The organism is Deltaproteobacteria bacterium (genome assembly GCA_019309545.1).
In the GTDB taxonomy this organism is placed as follows: domain Bacteria; phylum Desulfobacterota; class Desulfobaccia; order Desulfobaccales; family Desulfobaccaceae; genus Desulfobacca_B.
Genome location: JAFDGA010000024.1, coordinates 1 through 23,795 on the forward strand (window position 1 = coordinate 1; position 23,795 = coordinate 23,795).

General features: G+C 53.7%; 27 protein-coding genes. 14 read left to right on the forward strand and 13 right to left on the reverse strand.

Annotated elements, in window-relative coordinates:
• From JRG72_08480 to JRG72_08495, 4 genes are all read left to right on the forward strand, one after another.
• Positions 1-151: alcohol dehydrogenase (locus tag JRG72_08480; protein ID MBW2135251.1), on the forward strand; the 151-nt coding region annotated here is incomplete at its 5' end.
• Between the two features lie 98 nt (positions 152-249).
• The gene (locus JRG72_08485; protein MBW2135252.1) at positions 250-828 is read left to right on the forward strand and encodes a hypothetical protein; all 579 of its coding nucleotides are present in this window, start codon (positions 250-252) and stop codon (positions 826-828) included.
• Between the two features lie 365 nt (positions 829-1,193).
• On the forward strand, positions 1,194-2,054 hold the full coding sequence (locus tag JRG72_08490) for a MoxR family ATPase (GenBank protein ID MBW2135253.1): 861 nt from the start codon (positions 1,194-1,196) through the stop codon (positions 2,052-2,054).
• Positions 2,041-3,876 (forward strand): hypothetical protein, encoded by a 1,836-nt coding sequence (locus JRG72_08495; GenBank protein ID MBW2135254.1) that lies wholly within the window; start codon positions 2,041-2,043, stop codon positions 3,874-3,876. The genes JRG72_08490 and JRG72_08495 overlap by 14 nt, the downstream gene beginning before the upstream one ends.
• Before the next feature lie 21 nt (positions 3,877-3,897).
• Here JRG72_08495 and JRG72_08500 read toward each other — a convergent pair whose 3' ends face one another.
• The 10 genes from JRG72_08500 to JRG72_08545 all read right to left on the reverse strand — a co-directional run bounded on the left by JRG72_08500 (position 3,898) and on the right by JRG72_08545 (position 12,034).
• Positions 3,898-4,329 (reverse strand): DUF86 domain-containing protein, encoded by a 432-nt coding sequence (locus tag JRG72_08500; GenBank protein ID MBW2135255.1) that lies wholly within the window; start codon positions 4,327-4,329, stop codon positions 3,898-3,900.
• Positions 4,229-4,693 carry a nucleotidyltransferase domain-containing protein gene (locus JRG72_08505; protein ID MBW2135256.1) on the reverse strand — a complete coding sequence of 155 codons (465 nt, stop codon included), beginning with the start codon at positions 4,691-4,693 and terminating at the stop codon, positions 4,229-4,231. The genes JRG72_08500 and JRG72_08505 overlap by 101 nt, the downstream gene beginning before the upstream one ends.
• A gap of 292 nt (positions 4,694-4,985) precedes the next feature.
• A complete protein-coding gene (locus JRG72_08510; GenBank protein ID MBW2135257.1) occupies positions 4,986-5,702 on the reverse strand; it encodes a (2Fe-2S)-binding protein in 717 nt (238 codons plus the stop codon).
• A 188-nt stretch (positions 5,703-5,890) separates the two neighbouring features.
• Complete coding sequence (locus JRG72_08515) at positions 5,891-7,756, reverse strand: 4Fe-4S binding protein (protein MBW2135258.1); 1,866 nt, start codon at positions 7,754-7,756, stop codon at positions 5,891-5,893.
• A gap of 15 nt (positions 7,757-7,771) precedes the next feature.
• Complete coding sequence (gene nuoE / locus JRG72_08520; protein MBW2135259.1) at positions 7,772-8,227, reverse strand: NADH-quinone oxidoreductase subunit NuoE; 456 nt, start codon at positions 8,225-8,227, stop codon at positions 7,772-7,774.
• The gene (locus JRG72_08525) at positions 8,227-9,219 is read right to left on the reverse strand and encodes a pyruvate ferredoxin oxidoreductase (protein MBW2135260.1); all 993 of its coding nucleotides are present in this window, start codon (positions 9,217-9,219) and stop codon (positions 8,227-8,229) included. The genes nuoE and JRG72_08525 overlap by 1 nt, the downstream gene beginning before the upstream one ends.
• Positions 9,219-10,394 carry a pyruvate ferredoxin oxidoreductase gene (gene porA / locus JRG72_08530; GenBank protein ID MBW2135261.1) on the reverse strand — a complete coding sequence of 392 codons (1,176 nt, stop codon included), beginning with the start codon at positions 10,392-10,394 and terminating at the stop codon, positions 9,219-9,221. The genes JRG72_08525 and porA overlap by 1 nt, the downstream gene beginning before the upstream one ends.
• Positions 10,394-10,687, reverse strand: coding sequence for a 4Fe-4S binding protein (locus JRG72_08535; protein ID MBW2135262.1), 294 nt, complete (start codon positions 10,685-10,687; stop codon positions 10,394-10,396). Before JRG72_08535 ends, porA begins: the two co-directional genes overlap by 1 nt.
• Entirely contained in the window at positions 10,684-11,241 is a 558-nt protein-coding gene (locus JRG72_08540; GenBank protein ID MBW2135263.1) for a 2-oxoacid:acceptor oxidoreductase family protein, read from the reverse strand. The genes JRG72_08535 and JRG72_08540 overlap by 4 nt, the downstream gene beginning before the upstream one ends.
• A gap of 238 nt (positions 11,242-11,479) precedes the next feature.
• A complete protein-coding gene (locus JRG72_08545; GenBank protein MBW2135264.1) occupies positions 11,480-12,034 on the reverse strand; it encodes a 2-oxoacid:acceptor oxidoreductase family protein in 555 nt (184 codons plus the stop codon).
• A gap of 491 nt (positions 12,035-12,525) precedes the next feature.
• Here JRG72_08545 and JRG72_08550 point away from each other — a divergent pair, with 491 nt between their 5' ends.
• On the forward strand, positions 12,526-12,984 hold the full coding sequence (locus tag JRG72_08550; GenBank protein MBW2135265.1) for a flavin reductase: 459 nt from the start codon (positions 12,526-12,528) through the stop codon (positions 12,982-12,984).
• A 340-nt stretch (positions 12,985-13,324) separates the two neighbouring features.
• Here the strand turns inward: JRG72_08550 and JRG72_08555 are convergent, their stop codons facing one another.
• Both JRG72_08555 and JRG72_08560 read right to left on the reverse strand, forming a co-directional pair.
• The gene (locus JRG72_08555) at positions 13,325-14,002 is read right to left on the reverse strand and encodes an endonuclease V (protein MBW2135266.1); all 678 of its coding nucleotides are present in this window, start codon (positions 14,000-14,002) and stop codon (positions 13,325-13,327) included.
• An 11-nt stretch (positions 14,003-14,013) separates the two neighbouring features.
• A complete protein-coding gene (locus tag JRG72_08560) occupies positions 14,014-15,201 on the reverse strand; it encodes an aldehyde dehydrogenase family protein (protein ID MBW2135267.1) in 1,188 nt (395 codons plus the stop codon).
• A 369-nt stretch (positions 15,202-15,570) separates the two neighbouring features.
• Between JRG72_08560 and JRG72_08565 the strand changes: the two genes are divergently transcribed.
• From JRG72_08565 to JRG72_08575, 3 genes are all read left to right on the forward strand, one after another.
• On the forward strand, positions 15,571-16,428 hold the full coding sequence (locus JRG72_08565; GenBank protein MBW2135268.1) for a hypothetical protein: 858 nt from the start codon (positions 15,571-15,573) through the stop codon (positions 16,426-16,428).
• A 94-nt stretch (positions 16,429-16,522) separates the two neighbouring features.
• The gene (locus JRG72_08570; GenBank protein ID MBW2135269.1) at positions 16,523-16,825 is read left to right on the forward strand and encodes a hypothetical protein; all 303 of its coding nucleotides are present in this window, start codon (positions 16,523-16,525) and stop codon (positions 16,823-16,825) included.
• Positions 16,826-16,882: 57 nt separating this feature from the next.
• Positions 16,883-17,893 (forward strand): biotin--[acetyl-CoA-carboxylase] ligase, encoded by a 1,011-nt coding sequence (locus tag JRG72_08575; protein MBW2135270.1) that lies wholly within the window; start codon positions 16,883-16,885, stop codon positions 17,891-17,893.
• 35 nt (positions 17,894-17,928) lie between these two features.
• Here JRG72_08575 and JRG72_08580 read toward each other — a convergent pair whose 3' ends face one another.
• Complete coding sequence (locus tag JRG72_08580; GenBank protein ID MBW2135271.1) at positions 17,929-18,222, reverse strand: hypothetical protein; 294 nt, start codon at positions 18,220-18,222, stop codon at positions 17,929-17,931.
• A 319-nt stretch (positions 18,223-18,541) separates the two neighbouring features.
• On the opposite strand from JRG72_08580, the gene JRG72_08585 reads away from it, so the two are divergent.
• The 6 genes from JRG72_08585 to JRG72_08610 all read left to right on the forward strand — a co-directional run bounded on the left by JRG72_08585 (position 18,542) and on the right by JRG72_08610 (position 23,765).
• Entirely contained in the window at positions 18,542-19,492 is a 951-nt protein-coding gene (locus tag JRG72_08585) for a DnaJ domain-containing protein (GenBank protein MBW2135272.1), read from the forward strand.
• Positions 19,493-19,564: 72 nt separating this feature from the next.
• Entirely contained in the window at positions 19,565-20,233 is a 669-nt protein-coding gene (locus JRG72_08590; protein MBW2135273.1) for a DUF434 domain-containing protein, read from the forward strand.
• An 84-nt stretch (positions 20,234-20,317) separates the two neighbouring features.
• Positions 20,318-20,515, forward strand: a complete 198-nt coding sequence (locus tag JRG72_08595) for a hypothetical protein (protein MBW2135274.1) — start codon at positions 20,318-20,320, stop codon at positions 20,513-20,515.
• Positions 20,516-20,685: 170 nt separating this feature from the next.
• Positions 20,686-20,889, forward strand: a complete 204-nt coding sequence (locus tag JRG72_08600) for a 30S ribosomal protein S21 (protein MBW2135275.1) — start codon at positions 20,686-20,688, stop codon at positions 20,887-20,889.
• A gap of 3 nt (positions 20,890-20,892) precedes the next feature.
• On the forward strand, positions 20,893-21,345 hold the full coding sequence (locus JRG72_08605) for a GatB/YqeY domain-containing protein (protein ID MBW2135276.1): 453 nt from the start codon (positions 20,893-20,895) through the stop codon (positions 21,343-21,345).
• 56 nt (positions 21,346-21,401) lie between these two features.
• Entirely contained in the window at positions 21,402-23,765 is a 2,364-nt protein-coding gene (locus JRG72_08610; GenBank protein MBW2135277.1) for an endonuclease MutS2, read from the forward strand.
• The last annotated feature ends 30 nt before the right edge of the window (positions 23,766-23,795 follow it).

Below are 23,795 nucleotides of genomic sequence, written 5' to 3' on the forward strand. Positions count from 1 at the left end.
GCAGGATGGCCAGGAATTTCTGGAACTGGCAGCTAAGATACCGATTCAAACCGAGACCCAACTATTCCGGCTGGAGGAAGCCAACCAGGCCCTGCAACTGCTCAAGGCCGGTAAGATTAACGGGGCGGGGGTTCTGGCGATTAATCCATAGGATCATGATCCATTAATAATCCGTAGATAACATGAAAATTAACACCTTTCCACATAATTTTTTTCTTAGGCACCTCAATTTTCAATCAAGGAGGGAAGATGCAAGTATTCATCATGCATGTTGGCCATCCTGGTAATGTCGACATCGACTATACGGTCACAAGGCAGAGAAATATTCGTGAAATCCTCGACAAACTGCCCAAAGATGCTCCCGAACGCCACTACTTCGAAAACGATTCAACGCTTCATTCTGCTTTTCCAAATGGCTCTTTCAATTGTTGGGGGGTACCCCCCCACGCAGAGCCTGCTTTTGGCGAGACTCGACTTGGGGACCTTATATTAATCATACCTCAAATTGGCATTCATGACGGTGGCATTCACCAAATTGGCATTGTCAAAGCAAAGGCCCCTCTTAGGTGTTATAATGCCTCCAGGATATTGTGGCCAAGGACTCCGAGACAAAGGCTTTTTCCATTTATATTTTTCTTCACTACCGAGATCGGTTTTCGCGGCTGGTTCGAGTTTCTCGAAGATCTTGGTTACAACCCCAGATGGAACCCTCGAGGTTGGTACAAGCGATTAGATTTTAACCGTTTTGCTCATTGGGGTGGACCTGAAGGCTATTTGAATTTTTTGAGAACAGAATGTGGATTCCGCTTATTAATGCCCTTAGCCTAACCTTACGCTTTAGCAGGCGGCAGGGACGTGCCCATTGTTGAAAGGTTTTACAGAATCTCCCGGGTTATAGATACGTCACTCGAATTCAACGCTTGTTGTTGTCTCTTATTTTTGCTGCAGTTTTTGTTATAATCTTTTCGTTAATGAATTGGGTAATTCTCGTTTCAGGAAATTGGCTTTATACTCGATTTAGAACTATTACGATCACTTTCAAAATGGTGACTGAGGATAATATGATTTCCGAAGACAAGCATACGAATATCCAAAAATAACAATCTCTATAGGGGTGACCCGCCGGGACGCACCTACGAAAATTAATAATCTATGGATAATAAAATCTGTTAGGCGGTGTATTATTTAGACCGATGGAAACTGTAAAAATTGAAGGAGTCACCCTGCATCTGGCCCATCCCGATGAACTGGACCTGGCCTGGGTGGGGCAGGAAGAGTTGCTGGCCCAGGTGTTGGCCGCCTGGCTGATGGTGGATGAACGGGATCTGCCGCTGAACCCCCGGCTGCTGGGCAAACCCGGAGTCGGCAAAACCACCCTGGCCTATGCCGCGGGTAAAAAACTAGGCCGCGAAGTTTACCTGTTTCAGGCCACCATGGACACCCGGCCCGAGGACTTGCTGGTCACTCCGGTGATCGCCGGTTCCAATAAAATCCAATACATGGCCAGTTCCCTGGTGACCGCCATGCTGCGGGGCGGGGTGGCGGTGATCGATGAGGCCAACCGGATGAGCGAAAAGAGCTGGGCTTCCCTGGCCCCGCTGCTGGATAACCGCCGTTATGTAGAATCGATTGCCGCCGGGATCAAGATCAAGGCCCATCCCGATTTTCGCATCTGTGTGACTATGAACGATGATGCTTCTACCTTTGAGGTGCCGGAATACATCCACTCCCGGCTTATGCCCCAGATCGTGGTGGATTTCCCCAGCGCCGACGAAGAACAGCGTATTCTAACGCAGAATCTGCCTTTCGCCCCTAACTTTATCCTGGATTATGTGGTCAACTTCCTACAGCAGGCGCACCAGGCCCGGGAACGCTTTACGGTCCGGGATGGTATCAACATTGCCCGCTATGCCTTTAAATTGTCCCGTTCCCAAACCACTCCGGCTCAAGGGCGGCTAACCCAGATCTCCGGTCAAGAGATTTTTCGTACTTGTCTGATACAGGCTATCGTCCAGATTCTAGGGGAGGAAGCCCTGGATTATGTCCCCCACTGAGGTCAATCACTCCGCCCCGGCCTTTATTCCCTTTCAGCATCTGGCCCTGGTTCCGGTCTTGCACGGCCGCCTGGAATGCGCCCTGCTGGTGCGCCAGGCCTTTGACCAGTATCAGCCCCAGGCGGTGGCGGTGGAGCTGCCCCCCACGGTCCAGACCGCGGTCCGGCAGGCGGTGCAACGTCTGCCCTTGCTCTCGGTAGTTTATTATGAAGAAAGCGACGGCCGCTTGGTCTATTTCCCCATCGAGCCCACTGACCCGCTCATCGAAGCCATTCGCCTGGGGCAGGAACATAGCTTGCCGGTCCATTTTATTGATCGCGAGGTGGAAGGTTATCCACGCCTCCGGGAACCCCTGCCAGACCCTTATGCATTGAACCAGATCGGCCTTAGAGCCTATGCCGACGCCTACCGCCAAAGTTGCCAGGGGCTGACCCCCAAATGGCCCGATGTGCTCCGAGAACAGGCTATGGCCTATCACCTGGGAGAGTTGCAGAAGCGTTATGAACGACTGCTGGTCGTCTTTGGACTGGCCCATTACCCTGGGCTAATGGAGCAATTGACCCGGCCCCAGGCCCATCCCCTGGAAAAGCGCAAGCGAGCCGGGGTGATGGTGGCCCACCTGGCCGAGGACTCCAGCCGCGAGATATTGTCAGAAATTCCTTATCTAGCCGCAGTCTACGAGCAGGCCCGGATTGAAATTCCGCCCCCAACCCTGGATCGCCTGCAACTCCATCAGCAACTCATTGCCGAGGCCGCAGTCCGTTACCAGAAAAATCAGGGCGACGGCATTTCCCTGACACAGCAGGCTATCCTGCACCAGTTTGCCCGCAATTATGCCCTCATTCAGGGGCATCTGACCCCCAACTTTTATCAACTGGTAGTGGCCGCCCGGGGGGTGGCCGACGACGATTTTGCTTACGAAGTCTGGGACTTGGGAGCTACTTATCCCTGGCAGAGCCAAGACCCTGGACTGCCGGTTTTACGTCTCACCGGCGAAGATCTCTTCCTCAATCAGAAGCGCATCCGCTTTCAGCGGCGTTTTCGCCAGACCCGGCGACGTCTGGTGCCAATGCCAGTGCGGGCCCGCCCCCGAGAAGCCCGACCCGGCCAGTGGCGGGAAGCTTGGCGCGGCACCGGCATCTGTTCCTATCCCCCGGAAGATCTGGTGATAGAAGACTTCGGCGATTTCGCCCGCAAAAAAGCCATGCACACGCTTTCCGAGCAGAACCGCCGGGTGGAGCCTTTTACCGCGTCGTTGTTGGACGGCATTGCAGTGCGGGAGACCATCCGCAACTGGCATGAACAGGTGATTTATGTGATGGAAGAGCGGCGGGTGCCCGGTAAGGTCGGGGCAGTGGTGACCATCTTTGACCCTGACCGCGGCGCAGAGGAAAAATATCCCTGGCGGGTCACCTGGCTGGGGGAACACGCGCAGGAATCAGACATGGCCTTTTATGCTACTCCGGCCGGGGAACATTTAGTCGGCCCAGGCATTTCGCGTTGCAAATATGGCGGCTTCATGCTCTCTTACCCGCCCTGGCGGCTGTACGAAGTCTGGCAAGATGCCTTCTTTGGGATAGCCCGCAGCAAACCCGAGCGTCTGGTGCTGGCCGCCCTGGATTACAGCCTGGAAAAGCACGTAGCCTATATTGCCGCCCAGCCGCCCCGCCGTCGCTGGCTGAGCTGGGCCAATCGCTACGGCAAAAAGCTGGTCTATCTGCCGCTCGGCAGCTTCTCGCCGGTGACCTTAAAGAAAATCCAAACCTTCCATGTTCTCGACGGCCAGCCGGTGCGCCACTGGGCCGGGGATTATATCTGGTAAAAAAATCGGCCAGTTAATAATTCAGATATTACTTTGTTTTCGTAGCCATTCTCTGACAAAATCGGCAAATCTGGCTAAATCATCGATCTGTTGTAAATTACTATAGACTTCATCCCAATCCAATCGAATATATTCATGAATCAGGATGTTGCGGAATCCGGCTAGCGGGGCTAAGTTCCGGGCAAAATCTAATGGTATAACCCCCAGTTCCCCCATTTTTAATAAGGCCTCATAATAATCCGTGGGCTTAGGGGCCTGAGTCAGCGATATGATGCGGTGGCTAATATCCAGGCAACATTGCACCGCTACTTCCAGATTTCGCTCCACAATATCGCGCAGGTACGGGTCCTGGTCAAACTCGGCCCGTTTCTTGGCTCTGAGCGGCTCTAATCTGGCCAAGCGTTCGCTCAGTTCGTCCAAGCGCCTCTCGATACCACTGAATTCGACTGGCACGTTGCCCTCCTGCTAAAATTTCCTGCCGCCAGGCCCGCAAGACTGGGAGATAATCGGCATAACGACTCATAATTTGAGCCTCATATTCCACCCGGATCGCCAGATCGCGCTGATAAAGGACTTTACCCTGCCAGATAATGGCGTAAGCCAATTCAATAGGGGCTTGACCTAACCAGACCACGTCCACCTTAGCAGGTTTGAGGAGACTGGTTAGGGCCTGGTGCAGACGGCCATGCCGTGGGGGGGGATCTTGACCTCGGTCACACAAAATTCCCAGATCATAGTCACTCTGCGGCCCGGAACGACCCTCAGCCTGCGAACCGAATAGATAAACCAGACTGACCTCAGGAAAATTTTTTAGGATTTGCGGTAGTTTATTTTTAAGAAAGGCTAGCCTCATTAGCCACTATTCAGTTAATAACAAAAACCTAAATATTATATTGGTGTGTTTTACCCGCCCTGATAAAGTTATTAAGATAAAGTATAAACTTATACCGATTAGCTTTTAAATGAGTAATTTTGTCCTTTATCCCCTCTCCCCCGCCGGCGGGGGAGAGGAGGAGGGTGAGGGGGCATTTTAGCTCTTTGATCGCAAGTTGGTATTAGAGGACGCAATAAAGCGAACCGCCGGATAATATTAGGCTTTGAATGTATTTTTAACGGCAGTCGCGGCAGACGAAGTAGTGTTCCACCGGTTCCCCGGTAAGTTTGGCCCAGTATTCCAGTTGGGCCAGGGGGGCGATATAGTTGCCGCAGACATTACAGCGGACCATCTCGAATTCCCGTCCCCAGATGATGCGCTTGCCGTCTTGTTCAATATAAGGGATGACCTCTGTAGGACAGATGAAGGCACAGGAACCGCAGCCGATGCAGGCGTCGGAAGGCTCCAGAAAGGGGGTGGTCACCAACTTGCCAGGGGTGCGGTAAGCCATACTGATGGCGCTGACGCCGACGACCTCCCGGCAGGTGCGGACGCACAGGCCACAGAGGATGCAAAGTTCATTCGGGTCTTCGCTGGGAAACCGGGACTCATGGATTCCCATCTCGGCAGCCATATCCTGAATAATCTTGGCCTTGGGAGCTCGAGCCAACAGCAGCTCCAGTGTCATACGCCGGGCTTGCAGGACCTTTTCGGAGTGGGTCTGCACCTGCAGACCGGACTCGGCCGGATAGGTACAGGAGTTGACCAGGCGGGTATGGGGATGTTCGCCGATCTCTACCACACACAACCGGCAATTGCCTTCCGAAGGTAGTTCGGGATGGTAACAGAGGGTGGGGATATCGACGCCGAGGTGTTGAGCAGCCTGTAGCAGGGTATACCCCTGGGGCACCTTGAGGTAGATGCCGTTGATCAGAAGACCTACTTCCTCCATGACGGACTCCATTTTATCCACATCGCTACTAACTGGTTAGTTATATGACATATTAAGCCCTGTTTTTACCTAAAACTAGAACTCGAAACTGACTTGTAGCTTATACCGATTAGCTTTCAAATGAGTAATTTTATCCTTTATCCCCTCTCCCCCGCTGGCGGGGGAGAGGGCGAGGGTGAGGGGGCATTTTAGCTCTTTGATCGCAACTTGGTATCCGCGTCAAATTGGCAGACATCATGACAGCGGCCGCATTTGATGCAGAGGTCCTGATCAATATGTTGCGCTTCCTTCTTGGGGCCGCTGATCGCCCCCACCGGGCATTCCCGGACACAGGCCAGACAGGCGGTGCAAGCCTCCGGGTCAATGGTATAGGTCAGCAGGGGCCGGCACACCAGGGCCGGACATTTTTTGTCCCGGATATGAGCTTCGTATTCCTCCCGGAAATATTTTAAGGTAGTAAGCACCGGATTGGCGGCGCTCTGCCCCAACCCGCAGAGGGAGGCGTTGGCCATGGTGGTGCAGATTTCCTCCATCAGGGCAAGATGCTCCTCCTTGCCCTGGCCGGAAGTGATGTCGTTTAAGATACTCAATAACTGCCGCAGGCCTTCCCGGCAGGGAGTACACTTGCCGCAGGATTCTTCAAACAGAAACGAAATGAAATAGCGGGCTACGTCCACCATGCAGCTGGTGGTATCCATGACGATCATGCCGCCGGAGCCCATGATCGAGCCGACTTCCTGGAGGCTGTCATAATCGACCGGCAGGTCCAGGAACTGCTTGGGGATACAGCCGCCGGAGGGGCCGCCGGTCTGCACCGCTTTGAACTCCCGGCCTCCCGGGATGCCGCCGCCCAGTTCAAAGATGATCTGTCGGAGGGTGGTACCCATGGGCACCTCCACCAGGCCGGTATGATTCACCGCCCCCACCAGGGAGAACACTTTGGTGCCCTTGCTCTTTTCTGTCCCCAGGGAGGCAAACCACTCCGGCCCCATATTGATGATCTCCGGGACATTGGCCCAGGTTTCGACATTATTGATCACCGTGGGCAGGTCAAACAGCCCTTGCTGGGCCGGATAGGGAGGTCGGGGCATAGGCTCCCCGATATTGCCTTCAATGGAGGCGATCAGGGCCGTTTCTTCGCCGCAGACAAAGGCCCCGGAGCCTTGACTGATCTTGATATCAAAGTCAAATCCGGATCTCAAAATGTTGGTACCTAGGAGGCCGAATTCCCGGGCCTGCTCAACCGCCTGGGAAAGGCGTTTGACGGCCAGGGGATATTCATGCCGCACATAGATGTAACCTTGGCGAGCGCCGATCGCAAAAGCCCCGACGATCATACCCTCCAGAACAGCGTGGGGGTCGCCTTCCATCACCGCCCGGTCCATAAAGGCCCCCGGGTCGCCTTCATCGCCGTTACAAATGACGAATTTCAGTTCACCAGGAACCTGGCGGCACAGGCGCCATTTGCGTCCGGTGAGAAAACCGGCCCCGCCCCGGCCCCGCAAGCCGGAACGTTCCACGGCCTCAATGACTTCTTCTGGGGTCATCTTGAACAGCACCTTCCTCAGGGTACGGTAGCCGCCTAAGGCTAAATAATCGTCCAGACTTTCCGGGTCGATCTCATCCAGTTTCCTTAACACCAGCGGCTTTTGCCCCTGATAAAAGGGGACTTCAGACTTATGAACGGCAGGTTGCCCGCTGACCGGGTCATGATAGACCAGACGCTCAACCACTCCCCCCCCGACCAGACTGGTCTCGACGATTTCCGGGACATCTTCGAGGGTTACTTTCTGGTAGGCGATCTCCTGGGGCCGCAGCAGCACCCGCACGCCGTGCGCACATAAGCCGTGACAACCGGTGCTTTTCAGAACGACTTTACCTTGCAGGCCCTTTTCTTGCAGCTGCTCCTGGAAAGCCTGGGCCACCTCGGTGCTTCCCATCGGGAGACAGCCGGGGCCGCTGCAAACCAAAACCTGCTGCTGCTTAGGGTCCCGTCGGGCCCTAACCTGGCGCCGATATTCTGTCAGATGATCAACCGATTCAATCTTAGGCATGACGTATTCTCAGTGTTATTCTTTATAGAGTTTCAATATCTTAGGAACCTTATCAATGGTCATTCTAGCATAGTATTTATCATCCACCATCATCACCGGGGCCTGGGCACAGGAACCCAAACAGCCCACCGTCTCCAGAGAGAATTGCATGTCCGGAGTGGTATAGCCCGGCTCGATTCCCAGGTGACTGGTCATCGATTCTAACAGGCGTTGCCCGCCCTTGAGATGACAGGTAGTGCCCAGGCATACCCGCAACTGGTGGCGTCCCTTGGGAGTCAGACTGAACATCTTATAAAAGGTGGCTACCGAGTAAACTCTGGTTAAGGGGACGTTGATCCGCTGCGCCACCTCTTTCAGTTCGTCTTTGGGGAGATAGTGATACTGGTCCTGGATTTCCTGCAGGATCGGGATCAGATCCTGGGGATAACCCTCATATCGAGATAGAATTGATTCCAGTCGTTCTACGTCCATCATGCACCTTCCTCAGCATGAGATAGGGGAGGAAATTCCGGATAGGGTGCTGCGCATTTTTTCAATAACAGATCATAGTGCGCCAGCACCTGGCGTTGAATAAATTCGATCTCCGGTTCCCGGAGATGCCGGAACCGGCCCTGCAGCCTGAGATAATCTTTCACGGGCCGCAGTTTGGGTATTTCAATGGTCAGGCGATAACGGCCATCTACTACCTCATAAAGCGGGAAGACGCCGGTTTCCACTGCCAGGCGGCCCAGTCGCACGGTCAGGTCAGTAGCCGAACGCCAGCCAGTGGGACAGACCGACAGGATATGGATATAGGCCGGACCCGGGGTTTCCACGGCGCGTTTGACTTTGAAATAGAGGTCGAACAGATAGCTGGGGCAGGCCGTCGCCACATAAGGGATGCCGTGTGCCACTGCGATGGCCACCATATTCTTTTTCCAGGTGGGTTGTCCGATGCTTCTTTTGCCCGGCGGCGAGGTGGTGGTCATGGCCCCATAAGGGGTGGAGCTGGAGCGTTGGATGCCGGTGTTCATATAAGCTTCGTTATCCCAGCAGATATAGGTGAAATCATGGCCCCGTTCCATGGCTCCGGACAGGGCCTGGAGGCCGATATCGCTGGTGCCACCGTCACCGCCCATAGCCACCACTTTGGGGGGGTGACCGGCAAGTTTCCCCTTGCGGGCCAGAATCTTGTAGCCAGCCTCCAACCCCGAGGCTACTGCCGCAGTATTTTCAAAAGCCACATGAATCCAGGGTTGGACCCAGGCCGTCTGCGGGAAGCCGGAGGAGACGATCTCCATACAGCCAGTGGCGTGAGCAATAACCGCATTTTTACCAATGGCCTTGCAGACCCACCTCACGGCCAGGGCTTCACCACACCCTTGGCAGGAGCGATGGCCGGAAGTGAAGTACTCCTCCTTGGGCAATAGGCGCGAGGCGTAGACATCGTATTTTTGGCTGCTAGCCACATCAAATTTATCCATCAGCCTCTTACTCCATACATATAAAATTCTTGACGGGGTCCCAGTTCAGCTTCAGCCTGGGCCTGAGCCACGATCTCTTTAAAGTCCTCGGGCGGGACATCCCGCCCTCCCAGGCCGATTATATAACCAAGCACTTTGGGTTGGGGAGAAAGCGGGTAAAGTACGCTGCGGACTTCAGAGAGTACCGGCCCCCCAGGGCCGCCCACCGACAGGGCCCGATCGCAAACGATTAATAGTTCGGCGCCATTGACCGCCTCCCGCAGGGCGGCAAAGGGAAAGGGCCGCCACAGACGTAACTTTAACAGGCCCACCGGCACACCCGCGTCCCTCAGTTCGTCCACGGCGATTTCGGCCACTTCACTCAAGCAACCCATAGTCAACAGGAGAATCTTGGCGCCTTCGGTTTTGTAATGCTCTACCGGATGATAATCCCGCCCGGTAAGCTGCCCCCACTCCTGCCACACCTTCATAATCTGGTCATAGGAGTTCATCAGGGTAACCTGATGCTTCATCTTAAATTCCGCGAAAATCTCGGGCATACCAAAGGCCCCCATGGTCACCGGTTTTTTGGGGTCTAGTTGATGCCAGGGGTGATAAGGGGGCAAAAAGCGATCCACGGTGTCCTGATCAGTAAACTCCAAGGCCTCCACCACGTGGCTGAGGATAAATCCGTCCAGATTGACGATCATCGGTAACAGCACCCTGCGATGTTCAGCAATCTTAAAGGCCATAATGGTATGGTCAAAGGCCTCCTGGCCATTTTGGACAAAGACCTGAATCCACCCAATATCCCGCGCCCCCATGATATCGCTATGGTCGTTCCAGATACTTAGGGGACCAGAGAGGGCCCGGTTGGCCACGGTCATCACGATGGGAAAGCGCATGGCCGAGGCAATGAACAGGATTTCGTGCATCAGGGCCAGACCTTGGGAGCTGGTGGCCGTATAGGTCCGGGCTCCGGCCGCGGAGGTGCCGATACAGGCGCTGATAGCGGAATGCTCGGACTCCACATTAATAAATTCCGCCTCTAATTCGGCGTTGGCAACCAGACTGGAAAGATGTTCCACAATGTGGGTCTGGGGGGTGATGGGGTAGGCGGCGATGGCCTCGGCCCGGGCCAATTGCACCGCATGGCTGACGGCAAGGGAGACCTCTATGCCCACTCGCTTAGCCATCATTCTTCCTCCGTTACCATGCTGATACAACCGGTGACACATTCCCGGGCGCAGATGCCGCAACCTTTGCAATAATCGAGGTTAACATCAAAATAGCCCCCGGTTTCCTCGATAATCGCCGCTTCCGGACAGACGGTCCAGCAGACCCCGCAACGGATGCAGTGGCTTTTGGTCCATACCGGGTGCTGCGATTTCCAATCTCCTACCTTATAATCCCTGGCACTTCCCGGCTCCCTTAGGATCCCGCCCAGCTCAACTTCTTGCCAGGTGTAGTCCTCCAATGGTTTGGTCATGGTCGAGCTTCCTCCACCACTGTTTTGTCGTAGGCTGCTTTCAAGGCCGCAAAATTTTTGGCCGCCATGGGACCGAATCGTTCCCGCAGCGGGTGCTCTAAGGAGTCAACGTTAACCACTCCGGTAGCCCGGATCAAGGCCCCCAGCATGGTAGTGTTGACAATCAGCACTCCCAACACCTCTCGGGCAATATGATTGGCATCCACTATCGCCAAGGTATGCTTAAAGCCATATTCCTGCCGGACTTGGTCTATCGACTTGTGGGTATTTAACACCACTATGCCATTGTCTTTCAAGTCTGCGGTCGGTTTCTGAATGCGTATCAAGCCAGGGTCAAGAATAGTCACCACATCCGGTTGGGCAATCTTGCAACGCAGACGGATATGACGGTCGTTAATGCGGAGGAAAGCCAATACCGGAGCACCTCGGCGTTCCGGCCCGAAGCTGGGGAAACCTTGGGCAAACTTGCCTTCCTCAATGGCGGCCAGAGCCAAAAGCTCCACCGAGGTTACTGCTCCTTGTCCGCCCCGGCCGTGGAATCGAATTTCTAACATATATTGGCCTCCTCAACTGGGATGGCATACAATTGTTCGAAAGCCATTATAAAGCTTAATATTCTTAAACCAGAGTGTCAAATAAAATCTTATCAGGAAGATCAGATTTCGCTTAGAATAATTGGATTTTTAATTTATTCAGTACCACCCAAAATGAACATATGTTCTTAATAATTTTAGTGATTTCGAAACCGCCCTAGCAATCTTGACTGAAAGCGATAAAATCTGTCCAGCCTCCTTAAGTTTCTCTTTCCTGGATAACTGTTTCCTTGTAGGCCTTCTGGAGGGCAGCAAGATTTTTGGGGGCTGACCGACCCAGGTGTTCCAGCATCGGCGGTTCGATTGATTCCAGATGCACTATCTGGGTTACCTTGATGACCGCACCCAGCATGATGGTGTTGACCATGGAAGTGCCCAGGATTTCCCGGGCAATCTGGTTGCCATTGATAACCCCCAAAGTGACTTGATAGCCGTAGATTTCTCGGATTTCCTCAGGTGCCTTGGCAGTATTTAAAATTAGGATGCCGGTCTTTTTCAAGCCTTGGGTAACATCTTGAACTGTTAACAGACTTTCATCCAGGACCACTGCGACGTCTGGTTCCTCGATCTGGGCAGCTAAGCTAATCGGCACTTCATTAACTCTAACAAAGGCCTTAACCGGGGCTCCCTTCTGTAAGGGTTGATTTGTAAATGCTTGCACATACTTGCCCTCGGCCATGGCTGCCAGGGCCAGTAATTCGACCGAGGTTTCCACTCCCTGGCGGTCCCAGGCGTGAAATCGAATTTCTATCATGAATCAGCTTCCTTAGCCTCCTCGGCCCGATATATCCCAACGACTGCCTAGTTTAAATTCCTGATTAGGGAATGTCAAATTAAATCACCGCTGTCCCTGTTCAGAAGGCAGAGGTTTTTACCTTAAAATTTATTCGAATCTCAACAGCTTAGTGATTATTTCGCCGGTACCCATTATTTATCTTGACCTAGCGGCGTAGGGCATTTATAAAACAATTATGAGCCGACTGTTAATCGTGAATGAGGTGACCCAGGTCGGCAGCCCAAGGAGAAAGATAATTGAAGATCTGCAAAACTTGCCGTTACTGGTCTTGGAAGTTCAAGGGTTTCTGTTACCGGCAAAACCGAGGGGTAGGTCAATTTTGGAGTTGTGAAGCGTGGGTTGAAGATCCGCCTTTGAGTGAATCCAGCCAGGATGACAAGCATCATGACTACTTAATGCCGGGGATAACAGCGCAAAGCAAGGTTGCCAAGCACGGCTGAGGAGAAATTATGCAGGAGGTAGTATTTTCTGCCATAACCCAAGGCGTTTGTGTACTCACTAGCCGAGACGGGAACAAAGTCAATGGCATGACCGCGGCCTGGGTGGCCCAAGTGTCCTTCAAACCTTTATTGATTATGGTATCCGTGGCGTTTACCCGCTATTCCCATGAGTTGATCAAGAAAAGCGGCATCTTTGCGCTCAATGTCTTGACTACCGAACAGGTGGACCTGGGTAAACGCTTCGGTTATAAGAGTGGACGCCGGGTGGACAAGTTCGCCGGCCTGTCTTATGATACCGCCGTTACCGGGGCGCCCATTCTTCCCGAAGCTTATGCCTACCTGGATCTGAAACTGGTCCATACCTATCCGGCCGGTGACCATGATCTGTTCATCGGCGAGGTAGTGGATGCCAAGATACTTCACCCTGAGGCTAAGCCGTTGATTTTTAAAGCAAGTACATTCTTTTAAAATATTCCTCGACATTTTATAAATTATTTGTTAAGGGTAGGCAAATAAGTCGAAGATCTATTTTGAAAGTCGCTATAGCAAGTCACCTGGGAAAGGTGATAGCTAGCGGGAGGGGAGACTGCTAGCAAATGTCTGATTTAAGGGATGTGGGTATAATCTGCATAAACGGCAAAATCCGAGGTGTATGTCAGAACTGCTTGTGGCTGGAGTGGGATCACGCTCTAAATAAATGCGTTAACCAGGGAACCAGCGTCTGCCACCTGGAGGCAGAGCGGAAGGCAAATTTCCCTTCTCCAAAAGAGATGAAGTTAGCCGGTGTCTAGGAAAAGTCAATCCGGCGCTAGTCAGGACCAGCGGACCCGGCCCGCAGGCGCTGGCTAAGCAGATGAGCTTCTCGCAAAGGCAACGGCAGGCGATATTTATCCAGGCATTTTAGCACTACCTGTAGGGTTTCCTCAAGGGTAATCAGATTTCCAGGAGATAGGTAAAGAGGTTTGCAGGACCGCCGGGACCGCAGGACCAAGCCGATTACCTGACCCTCCCATTCCAGGGGGCTGATGCTCCCCTTCTCCATTCCCGGTTCATTGGCCTTGCCGATCAACCGGCTTTTGGCACAGCCAATGGTGGGCCTCCGTAACAGAACCCCCAGGTGGCTGGCCAATCCCAAGCCCCGCGGGTGGGCAACCCCCTGGCCATCGACCAGGATTACATCTGGGCGCTGACGGACCTTCTTAAGGGCCGAAATCAGGATGGGTATTTCCCGGAAGGAGAGGAGACCAGGTATATAAGGAAACTGTTGTTCTCCGGTAGCACCCACCGCTTCGACTATCTCTAAATCCGGCAGCGTCATTACCACTACTGCCCCATACAGGGCCGGACCTACTTTGTCGTAGGCCACATCCACACCAGCTACCAGCCGCGGCGGGGTGGCGAGGGGGATCAGTCTGACCTTATCCTGGCAAGCTTTTTGACAGGCCACCGCTTCTTGATAGTTGCTCGGCCAGTTAGAGGATAACATCGGCGAACTAGTTACCCCTGGACCAGTTCGGCGCTATAAATGAAGGCACCGTCCCGGCGCTGTAAGCTGCCGTCCTTATTTTCCAAGATCCAGCCACTCTGTTTTTTGCCACCAAAGGGCAGGCGTAAGGGCGTAAAGGTAAAGTTGGGGTTTTCATAAACCATTCCAAAGGTCTGCTCCAGCTGTTCCCGGGCTTCAGCAGTGGGTGTCCCAAAAATCGACACCGCAAAAGGATATTCGGTCTGTTGCACCCGCTCTATTGCCTCGGCATCATCCTTAACCCTGATAAGCGCCAGGAAAGGGCCAAACATCACCAGATCCGGCACCTCCTTAACTTCCACCAACAAGGGCCAGATCCACTTCCCCTCCAGGCGCGGCGGCACCAGATAGCGGGGGCGGGGAATAGCCTCCAAGCTCTCAGACAGCAAGCGGCGGGTCCGTTCCACTATGATGGGGCCGATCCAGACGTCGGGATCATGTACCTCCCCCACCTTGATTTCGGCCAACTGGGTCAACACCGCGGATTTAACCTGCTCATAGATTTCTGAATGGATATAAGCCTTTTTTATCGTGGTACAATACTGGCCGCCGTTGATAAAGGCCCGCCGGACTAGATAACGGGCTGCGGCCGTGATCGAGGTATCGGCTAATAGCACCGCTGCGGGCATGCCGCCGGGTCCGGCGAAAAAGAGCTTGTCAAAATTAGCCGCGGCCTGTTCGTAGATGGTTCCCACTTCGCTGCCCCCGGAGATAAAAAAGACTCTCACCTGCGGATCAGCAATGCATTGGCGGCCAAACTGGGGATTGGCCTGGCCCACTACTGGCTCAAAGATCGGAAAAGGTCGCACCACCTCGGCGATAACCCGGGCAGTCCGGGGAGTCTGGGAGGAAAAGCTGAATCGGAACCGATTGCCGCCCAGGACCGCGGCCCCGCCGACCCGGGCCAACATTACTACCGGGGCATCATAAGGAAAAATTGCCGCCACGGTCCCATAGGGAGCTTTACCAGCCACATGCGGGACCTCTACCGCCATGCTGCCCAGGTGGTCAATGCCTATATCCAATTCGATATGGCCGATCTGATATGGTGCGCCAATATCCTCCGCCTCCGCGGCCACCAGGTCATCCCGCCAGCGTTCCAATCTCTCCGCCACCTGGGCCAAGATTTCTAATCTCTCCTGAATTTCCATGTTAGACATATTACTCCGAGCATTTAAAGGGTTGATCTGAGGGGAGGGCCGGGGGACCGCCGGCCCACCGCCCTTCCCTCAAGTTCCCTTCCCAACCTCCTCTCCCAAGAGCTGTTTTTTCTAATCCCGATTCATTTATTTTATGATCCGAGTAATAAATATTAAGTCAAGTATATTATAACTCAGAATGTCTGGCTTGCCTTGCAAAAGGGAAATTTTGGCTCTCCGTGGTTGGGCTAACCGGTCTATCTTGACGTCCCGGGGTAGGGGGGATAAAGTTTAATTATTAATTAAACTGAAGAAGGATTCGTGGCTCCCGAGGTCAATCAACTAAATTGGCTCAGATGGTCGTACCTGCCCCTGTTATTGTCCGGTGTAATGGCCTTTTGGGTGGGGACGCTGCTGGCCCCGGTCAATGGCTATCCTTTGCGGTTGGCGGTGGCCGGCTGGGCCAGCTTGGGGTTGGCCTCCCTGATCATGGCGGCTTTATGGGGCGGACAGTTCTACGAGCCGGAATCCCTAAAACCGCCGATGGCCATCTCGGTAACTCGCTTGCCGGCCGATGTCCCCTGGTGGTTGACCGGGCTGGTCTCTAAATCCACCATCAAACAAATGTCCTGCGCAGCGGTTGGGGTGGCCGCGGCAATCGGCGGCCTGTTGCAATTTTATTTTCATACCGCCCGATTGACCATGCCTCTGGTGATTCTCGTCCTCCTGGGAGGCTATTTTGTGGTCGCCATTCCCCGGACTTGGCTCACTCGGGCGGCAGGCGGGCTGGTAGCCGGATTTGCTCTGGGCCTGTTGCCCTTATTAGCCGGTTTTTATATCCAGAGCGGCCATTGGGCCAGTGAACTGTTTCTATATGGTCTACCCTTAAGTTTTTCCGGTTTCTGTGTTTACCTGACCCAGGGATTTCGGAATTATGCCTCTGACCTGGAGACCGGCCGGCTGACTCTGGTGACCCGTTTAGGCCTGATCAGCGGCGCTTTGGTTTATACCCTGGCCAATATTCTGACTATCATCGGGCTGGTCCTGTGTATCTTGTTGCCGGCAGTTAGATTGCCTTATCATCAGGGGTTATGGCTCATCATTCTTGTTGCGGTGGTCAATCAGGAAATGATCAAACGCCGACAGTATCGGCAGCCACAGGGGCAGACCACTCTCTGGGGGTTGACCTGGCTGGTCAATCTAGGCATGGGAGGGTGGTTCCTGGTCATGGTCGCGGCCCGGCTGTAATGGGCTTATCGGCTTGCCAGACATGGATGATAGGCATCCCTGATACACCCTCAAAATGGTTGCATCCTCGAATCATTAATGCCATAATGGTAACATGCAGTGTTATCACCAGCGTAAGCCTGGAGACCCTAGCTGGTGGTGCAAGGCTTTGGCGCTTGCTCTTATCCTGGCCCTGGTGCCAGCCTGTCACCTGGCTCCGTCCCAGATTTATATCCCCCTGGCCTATGGACTCACCGGATTGTGTATTGCGCTGTTGATTAACCCCTCTGTCACTGCGGCGATCATTGGCCTGGTAATGGGAGTGGTGCTAGGGGCAGCAGTCTATAACAATTCCCTGAAAAGGGCTATAGTAGAGCGCTACAATCACCCGCCGTCCCAGACCCCGTCATCGGAATAATTTTCCGCCATGAGACAGAGAAAATCGGTTACAGAGAGCCCTCGCTAAGGCCATGCCATGAACCAGCGTCCACCACTGGGAAGTACCCCTGACTTCGATCCCATCCAGCAAGAGCTTTTGGGAGCCCTGAGGCAGTCTTCCGATTACATTTCCGGGGAAACCCTGGCTGCCCGCTTGGGGGCGAGCCGCACCGCAGTCTGGAAACGTCTCCAGCGTCTTAGGGCAGCCGGCTACCAGATTGTCGGTAGCCCCCGGCGCGGCTATCGGCTGGAAGCACACCCGGACTTGCTCCTGCCGGCGGAGATCGCCCGGGACCTGGACACGAAATTTTTGCGAGGCCCTTTTTATCATTTCTTTAACTTAAGTTCGACCAATGACCTGGCCAAACAACTGGCCCGGCAAGGATACCCGGAGGGGACGGTAATCTTGGCCGAAAGCCAAACTGCTGGCCGGGGCCGACTGGGCCGGAACTGGGAGTCCCCGCCGGGCAGCGGCATCTATGTCTCCATTATCCTCCGCCCGGCTCTGCCCCCGGTGGAAATGCCCAAACTCACCCTTACCGCCGCGGTGGCCGTGGTGCAAGCCCTGGAACAGACCACCGGGATCAGGGTGGGTATCAAATGGCCCAACGACCTCATTTGGCAGGAGAAAAAATTAGGTGGCATCCTGACGGAAATGGAAACCGAAAGCGATCAAATGAGCCATCTGGTGCTGGGATTGGGGGTCAATGTCAATACCTCTAGTTTTCCCCCGGCTTTGGCAACCATTGCTACTTCCCTGGCCCAAGGCGGGGGTAGGTTTTCGCGGCTGGCTATCCTGCGCGCCTGGTTGGAGGCCCTGGACCGCCTCTACGGCCGATTTCAAGCCCGGGAATTTGCCCCCATTTTAGCGCGGTGGCGTCAAGCCGCAGTGAGTCTGGGCAAAACCGTGACCGTGCGGCAAGGTTCAGGGACCATCACTGGCTTGGCCTTGGATGTAACCCCGGAAGGGGCATTGCTGATTCAGACCGCCGTTGGGGAGATAAGACAGGTGATCTGTGGGGAGATTGACCCAGGCCCCCTGGGTTAGGGCCGCAGGAGGCCTTTCCAGTCAGGGATAGGAAGCTATTCCGCCTTTTTCTTCAGCTCCTCGATTTCCGCCTTTAAACTTTCGACTTCCGCCTTATATTTCTCGACCTCTGCCTCGGTAGCTTTGGGAGCTTCGAAGCCAGATGTTTCGGACTTTTTAAATAGCTTGTCTTTCGCCTCTTCAAATCCCAAGTAGACCGCTAAAGCCCCTCCTAACAATAGCAATAAGGGAATGCCGCCCTTCAACAGGGTTAAGAAATCTCCAAACCATAGGGTCAAACCAATGATCCCCAGAATAACCGCCCCTAAACCGCCTGCCAATGCTGTCATAAAATTACCTCCTTAACCGGCAATCCATTTAAATTATTTAAATTAACTTACAGCTTCTTTCGGAGCAGATTTTATATACTATCCAACTTGGCATTGATAACACAATTAAAAAAAATAATCAAGCCGATGCTGTGAATTTTTTCACCTTAAAATATTATTGTTTGATACAAAAAAATAATAAATATAATAAGTTATATTATTACCGGTGTCTTGACAAACCATTGGCCGCCTTTTATAATTTAATTGAGCGCTACTTGAAGCTACCCATAACTTTTCAGCAAAATGAGGTAATCAGGGCGTCAAGCTTATCAATAGTACAATGGCTGATCAGGATTATTATCAGATTCTGGGCGTCGCCAAGGACGCCAGTCCGGAAGAGATCAAGAAGGCCTACCGCCGTCTGGCCCTCAAGTATCATCCCGATAAGAACAAGGAAGACAAGTATGCCGAAGAGATGTTCAAAAAAATCAGCGAGGCCTATGCGGTCCTGAGTAATCCTGAAAAGCGTAAAGAATATGATGCCTACGGTTCCAGTGCCTTCAAGGCCAAGTTCTCTCAGGAAGACATCTTTCGGGGATTTGATTTTACTGATATTTTTAGAGATTTCGGCATCTCCGACGATATCTTTGGTCGACTCTTCGGAGGCCGGGGCCGGAGTCGGGCTTATGGCCCGTTTACCAAGAGAGGCAAGGGCAGAATTTTTGATTATACCGATCTGGGCGGTTTTGAAAACCAGACCCGCCCGGTCCGGGGGCCGGACCTGCAGGTGGAATTACCCTTAACTCTCCATGAAATTGCCTATGGCACGGAGAAATTAGTCCAATTTAACCGAGATGGCAGGATAGAAAAGCTCTCGGTGAAAGTGCCTCCCGGGACCAGCCCCGGGAAAAAACTGCGGCTAGCCGGTAAGGGTGGAGCCAGTCCGGTCGGTGGCCCTCCCGGTGATTTGTATATCAGAATAAAAGAAATCGAACACCCCGTCTTTAAACGCGAGGGCAATGATCTCTATATTGACAAACATATTAAATTTACCGATGCCGTTATCGGGACCAAGGTCACCGTTCCCACCCTGGACGGCAAGACCATGAGCCTGAAGATTCCAGCTGGCACCCAAAGCCATACCAAGATGCGTCTTAAGGGATATGGCCTTCCCCAGGCCAACGGCAAGTCCCGGGGAGATGAATATGTCCGGATTATTGTTGACGTTCCGGATGACCTTACCAAAAAACAGAAGACCTTGATCGAGGAACTGGCTAAAGAGGGATTATAAGCGCCGGGGTCTGATTCCTTAAGTATTGAATATTATTTTACCTGGGGGGTCAGCGGGCCACGTCTGGCTAATTTGATCTTAGAAGACCTTGAAACGCCACAGCTTCAGGAAGCCGCGCGAGATTACCGTTATCTTCTGACCCGGGGCTATCCCCGTCAGGCCGCGTTGAACCTGGTGGGGAACCGCTACCAGCAGAGCTATACTGCCCGGCAGTTATTGCACCGGGGGGTATTTGACCCGCCCACTGCGGCCCGGCGGCGGGCTAAACTGGCGACTCTGGCAGTCCTGGGGGCCGGGCCTTTGGGACTGGATGGCCATAACGTGCTGATTACCCTGGAATGCGGGTTAAGGGGTCTGCCCCTGGTCGCGGCAGATGATGGCTTTATTCGCGATGTTGGTGAAATTTCCAGAAGTTACCGACCTTCCGCCACTACTGACCATGCCCTCAACCTGCTGGCCCAATATCTGCGAGAGCACCGGGTCGGGCCGGTAAAGGTTTGGTATGACGCGCCCCTCAGCCGCAGCGGCGAATTAGCCGCCCGAACCCGGCAGCTCTTCCGCGACCACGGCCTGGCAGGTGATGCCCAGGCCGTCGCCGTACCCGAAAAAGCCCTGATAGCAGAGCCTATTCCAGTAGGCACCAGTGATACGGCCCTCATCGACCAAGTGGCTGTGGTGGTGGATGTTGCGGGGGAAATTCTCCGGCCGCGGCCCGGAATCCGGATAATTTCCTTTAATTAACCCCTAACCGCTTGATAACCGCCCTAAGCGCGGAACAGGAGACCGATAAGAAGTTTTCCCAGATGCCTAACCCTGATAACTTTGGTGATCTTCCTGGTCAGCGGTTTTACCCTCTTGGGCGTAACCCTGGGTGAAACTACCTTTAGCGAAGTCTATCAGAAGTATCCGGGCGGGAACGAGAAAACTTCATTCCCCGACCCCATGGCGGAAACCCTGGAAGTCAAAAAAGTCTATAGCTCGGCTGATCAGCGCCTGCATTGCTGGTTCAATGCCACAGTTTGAAAAAATGACTTGACAGTAAAAAAGTAAATGATAAATTTAATAAATTCAATTTATTTGCCAAATAAAACCCCGGAATTTAAAGTTAAGTTTTATCGAATGCGATAAACTAAGTGAGGGTAGGAAACGGGGTGTGTAACGGCTTGATTTAACAGGGGAGGAGGCGAAAATGAATGCCGGGCGTAAGGGTGAAAGCAAATGAGCCCTTTGAACTGGCCTTAAAGCGCTTTAAAAAGCAGTGTGAGAAAGCTGGAATACTCTCGGACATCCGCAAACGGGAACACTACGAAAAACCTAGCGTCAAGAGGAAGAAAAAAGCATTGGCGGCCAAAAAACGGGCTCTAAAACGCATGCGGAAATTTGGGGCCAGAGGCTAGGCGATGTCCCTTTACCAGAAGATTGACACGGCTTTTACAGCCGCTTTAAAGGATAGGGAAAATCTCAAGCTTGCGGCACTAAGGATGGTCCGTGCGGCTTTGAAAAATCGTGAAAAAGAAGAAAAACGCCAACTGACCGATGATGAAATTATCGCAGTGATTTCATCGCAGATAAAACAACGGCGAGAGGCCAGTGCAGAATATACCAAAGCTGGCCGCTTAGATTTGGCTCAGAAAGAAGAGGAGGAATTACAATTCCTCCTTTCTTTTTTGCCACCCCAACTTTCGGAAGCCGAACTGAACCAGGAAATTTCGGCAGTTATACAAGAGGTGGGAGCTACCGGGCCCCGAGATCTGGGCAAGGTAATGAAGGCTACTATGGCCAGGCTGGCAGGCCGGGCCGACGGAAAGGTAATTAATGAGTTAGTAAGGCAACATTTAGCGGCCTTAAGCTGAATCACCTATCTCATAACTTTCGTAACCGATACGACTCTGACATGGCGGAGCAGACCTTGAGAGCTCTGGAATTTCCAGAGCTGATTAAAGTATTACAGGGTTATGCCAGGTCATCTCTGGGGCGAGCCCGTTTGGCAGTTGTTTCACCCCACTCCGACCATGACTACATTTCCGCCCGGCTCCAGGAAGTGACGGAACAGGGCGAACTGACCACGGTCGAGGGTCCCTGTCCCTTGGAGAAGTTTCCCGATTTAGCCCAACTTCTGGGACGGGTGAAGATTCCCGGCAGCCTGTTGGAACCGGTTGATTTTAATCAGATCGTAAGGGTATTACGGCTGGTTAGCCGGGTACGCCAATATTTTGCCAACGTTGTCGACCAATATCCCCTGATCGCCGGCCGGGCTTTGCGTCTGCAGGAACTGGCCCCGGTGCGCCAGGCCATCCAAAACGCTATCAGCCCCCACAGCCTAATTCTAGACCAGGCCAGTCCGGAACTACAACGGCTCCGGGAAGAAATGGCCCGAACCCGGCAGCACCTGACCCGCCAGTTACGGCAATTATTTTTCCAGCCCGAGTTTAAAGAGGCGCTCCAGGATCGTCTGGTGGCACAGCGCAATGGTCGATATGTCATCCTCCTTAAGGCTGAGTGCAAGGGGAGGGTGCCAGGGATCATTCATGATCAATCGCAGAGCAAGGCTACCCTCTTTGTAGAGCCCTTTGAGGTCATTAATCTCAATAACAGCCTCAACCTCCTGACCAATGAGGAAAAACGCGAGCAGGAACGCATTCTAAGGCAATTAACCGACCTGGTTCGGGCCCATCAGGAGGCGATCCGGGAAAACCTGGCCATCCTGGCTGAATTAGACGCTATAAATGCCAAGGCCCTATATGCCCGAGATTTCCAGGCCCGGGCCCCGATTTTGACCCACAAGGGGCGAGTGATCCTCAAAGAGGCCCGACATCCACTGCTTTTGGCCCGCGAGCGAGGCCGGGACGGACTCCAGGGTGTGGTGCCAGTAGACCTGGAGCTTAACCCCCAGCAGCGTTTTTTAGTGATCTCCGGGGCCAACACCGGCGGCAAAACCGTAACCTTGAAGACCTTGGGCCTGTTAACCCTGATGGTCCAATGCGGTATTCCGATTCCGGTAGCCGAGGGCAGTGAAATCTGCGTCTTTGACCACATCTTTGCCGACATCGGTGATACCCAGGATCTGGCCAGTAATCTCAGCACTTTTTCAGCCCATATCAAGCGGGCCTCAGCCATTCTGAGCCAGATTGCCGGCCGGTGTCTGGTGCTCCTGGATGAAGTGGGCACCGCTACCGATCCGGCCGAAGGAGGGGCTTTGGCCCTGGCCCTGCTTAACGCCCTGGCTCGGGCCGGGGCGTATGGCGCGGTAACCACCCATTTTCATCTACTCAAGGCTTTTGCCCATGAACAGCCCGGCTTTGTCAATGTCTCTGTCCTCTTTGATGAACAGACCCAAAAGCCATTATACCGTCTGGCCTACGGAGTGGCTGGCCCCAGTAACGCCCTAAAAATCGCCCGGGAGTTGGGTCTGGCTCCCGAAATCATTGCCGAAGCCCAACAATACCTGGGTCAGGAGGGTGTCCAGGCCATGCAACTCCTGGCTCAACTTGAGTCTTCCCAACAAGATCTGGCCCGGCAACGCCAGGAACTGGTCCAAAAAGAACAGTCCCTGGCAACCCAGATGGCTGACCTGGAGGCGCAACGTCAGGTCCTGGAGGACGAGCATCGGCGGCGGCGGGAAGAGGACCGTCAGGCAGCAGTTCAGGCCATTAAAGCCGCTGAGGCGGAATTTAAGCAGATCTTGCAGCGTCTGGAAAGCGGGCAACAATCCTGGGGTCCTTTACGCCAGGAACTTTCCCGGCAGCAGGCCAGACTGCATCAATTCTTTGCCAATTCCCCGGAACCCTCGCCAGTTGCGGAGGTCCCGTTACAGACCGGCCAGGAGGTTTTTCTCTCCTCCTTGGGTCGAGAAGGGGTGGTGATGTCGGGGCCTGACAAGGAAGGCCGGATTGAAGTTCTGGTCGGCACTGTAAAACTCCGGATGCCGCAGGAGGACATTAGACCGGCGCGGCCGGAAGCCAGAACCGGCAGGGTATTTCGAAGCTATCCTCAGAGAGGAGTGGAGATCAGCGGAACTTCGGAAATGACCTCTGCGACCCTGAATATTATTGGCCTGAGGGTGGAGGAGGCCCTGCCTTTGGTGGATCGCCTGTTGGACCAGGCCGTATTGTGCGGTTGTCCGCGGGTGGATATCATCCACGGCATCGGCACTGGCCGTTTGCAGAAGGCGGTGCGGGAGCATCTGCGCCACCATGTCATGGTCAAAGATTTTTACCCTGGAGAAATCAGCCAGGGCGGACGGGGGGTGACTACCGTGGACATCAAAGACTGATCCGGATTCGGTTGGGCGTCAGGAAAGAAC

Bases quoted from the DNA above. Each gene is read 5' to 3' on its own strand.
- JRG72_08485 (MBW2135252.1), top strand. From the start codon at position 250: ATGCAAGTATTCATCATGCATGTTGGCCATCCTGGTAATGTCGACATC.
- JRG72_08490 (MBW2135253.1), top strand. From the start codon at position 1,194: ATGGAAACTGTAAAAATTGAAGGAGTCACCCTGCATCTGGCCCATCCC.
- JRG72_08495 (MBW2135254.1), top strand. From the start codon at position 2,041: ATGTCCCCCACTGAGGTCAATCACTCCGCCCCGGCCTTTATTCCCTTT.
- JRG72_08510 (MBW2135257.1), bottom strand. From the start codon at position 5,702: ATGGAGGAAGTAGGTCTTCTGATCAACGGCATCTACCTCAAGGTGCCC.
- JRG72_08515 (MBW2135258.1), bottom strand. From the start codon at position 7,756: ATGCCTAAGATTGAATCGGTTGATCATCTGACAGAATATCGGCGCCAG.
- nuoE (MBW2135259.1), bottom strand. From the start codon at position 8,227: ATGGACGTAGAACGACTGGAATCAATTCTATCTCGATATGAGGGTTAT.
- JRG72_08525 (MBW2135260.1), bottom strand. From the start codon at position 9,219: ATGGATAAATTTGATGTGGCTAGCAGCCAAAAATACGATGTCTACGCC.
- porA (MBW2135261.1), bottom strand. From the start codon at position 10,394: ATGGCTAAGCGAGTGGGCATAGAGGTCTCCCTTGCCGTCAGCCATGCG.
- JRG72_08535 (MBW2135262.1), bottom strand. From the start codon at position 10,687: ATGACCAAACCATTGGAGGACTACACCTGGCAAGAAGTTGAGCTGGGC.
- JRG72_08540 (MBW2135263.1), bottom strand. From the start codon at position 11,241: ATGTTAGAAATTCGATTCCACGGCCGGGGCGGACAAGGAGCAGTAACC.
- JRG72_08545 (MBW2135264.1), bottom strand. From the start codon at position 12,034: ATGATAGAAATTCGATTTCACGCCTGGGACCGCCAGGGAGTGGAAACC.
- JRG72_08550 (MBW2135265.1), top strand. From the start codon at position 12,526: ATGCAGGAGGTAGTATTTTCTGCCATAACCCAAGGCGTTTGTGTACTC.
- JRG72_08555 (MBW2135266.1), bottom strand. From the start codon at position 14,002: ATGTTATCCTCTAACTGGCCGAGCAACTATCAAGAAGCGGTGGCCTGT.
- JRG72_08560 (MBW2135267.1), bottom strand. From the start codon at position 15,201: ATGTCTAACATGGAAATTCAGGAGAGATTAGAAATCTTGGCCCAGGTG.
- JRG72_08565 (MBW2135268.1), top strand. From the start codon at position 15,571: ATGGCCTTTTGGGTGGGGACGCTGCTGGCCCCGGTCAATGGCTATCCT.
- JRG72_08570 (MBW2135269.1), top strand. From the start codon at position 16,523: ATGCAGTGTTATCACCAGCGTAAGCCTGGAGACCCTAGCTGGTGGTGC.
- JRG72_08575 (MBW2135270.1), top strand. From the start codon at position 16,883: ATGAACCAGCGTCCACCACTGGGAAGTACCCCTGACTTCGATCCCATC.
- JRG72_08580 (MBW2135271.1), bottom strand. From the start codon at position 18,222: ATGACAGCATTGGCAGGCGGTTTAGGGGCGGTTATTCTGGGGATCATT.
- JRG72_08585 (MBW2135272.1), top strand. From the start codon at position 18,542: ATGGCTGATCAGGATTATTATCAGATTCTGGGCGTCGCCAAGGACGCC.
- JRG72_08600 (MBW2135275.1), top strand. From the start codon at position 20,686: ATGCCGGGCGTAAGGGTGAAAGCAAATGAGCCCTTTGAACTGGCCTTA.
- JRG72_08605 (MBW2135276.1), top strand. From the start codon at position 20,893: ATGTCCCTTTACCAGAAGATTGACACGGCTTTTACAGCCGCTTTAAAG.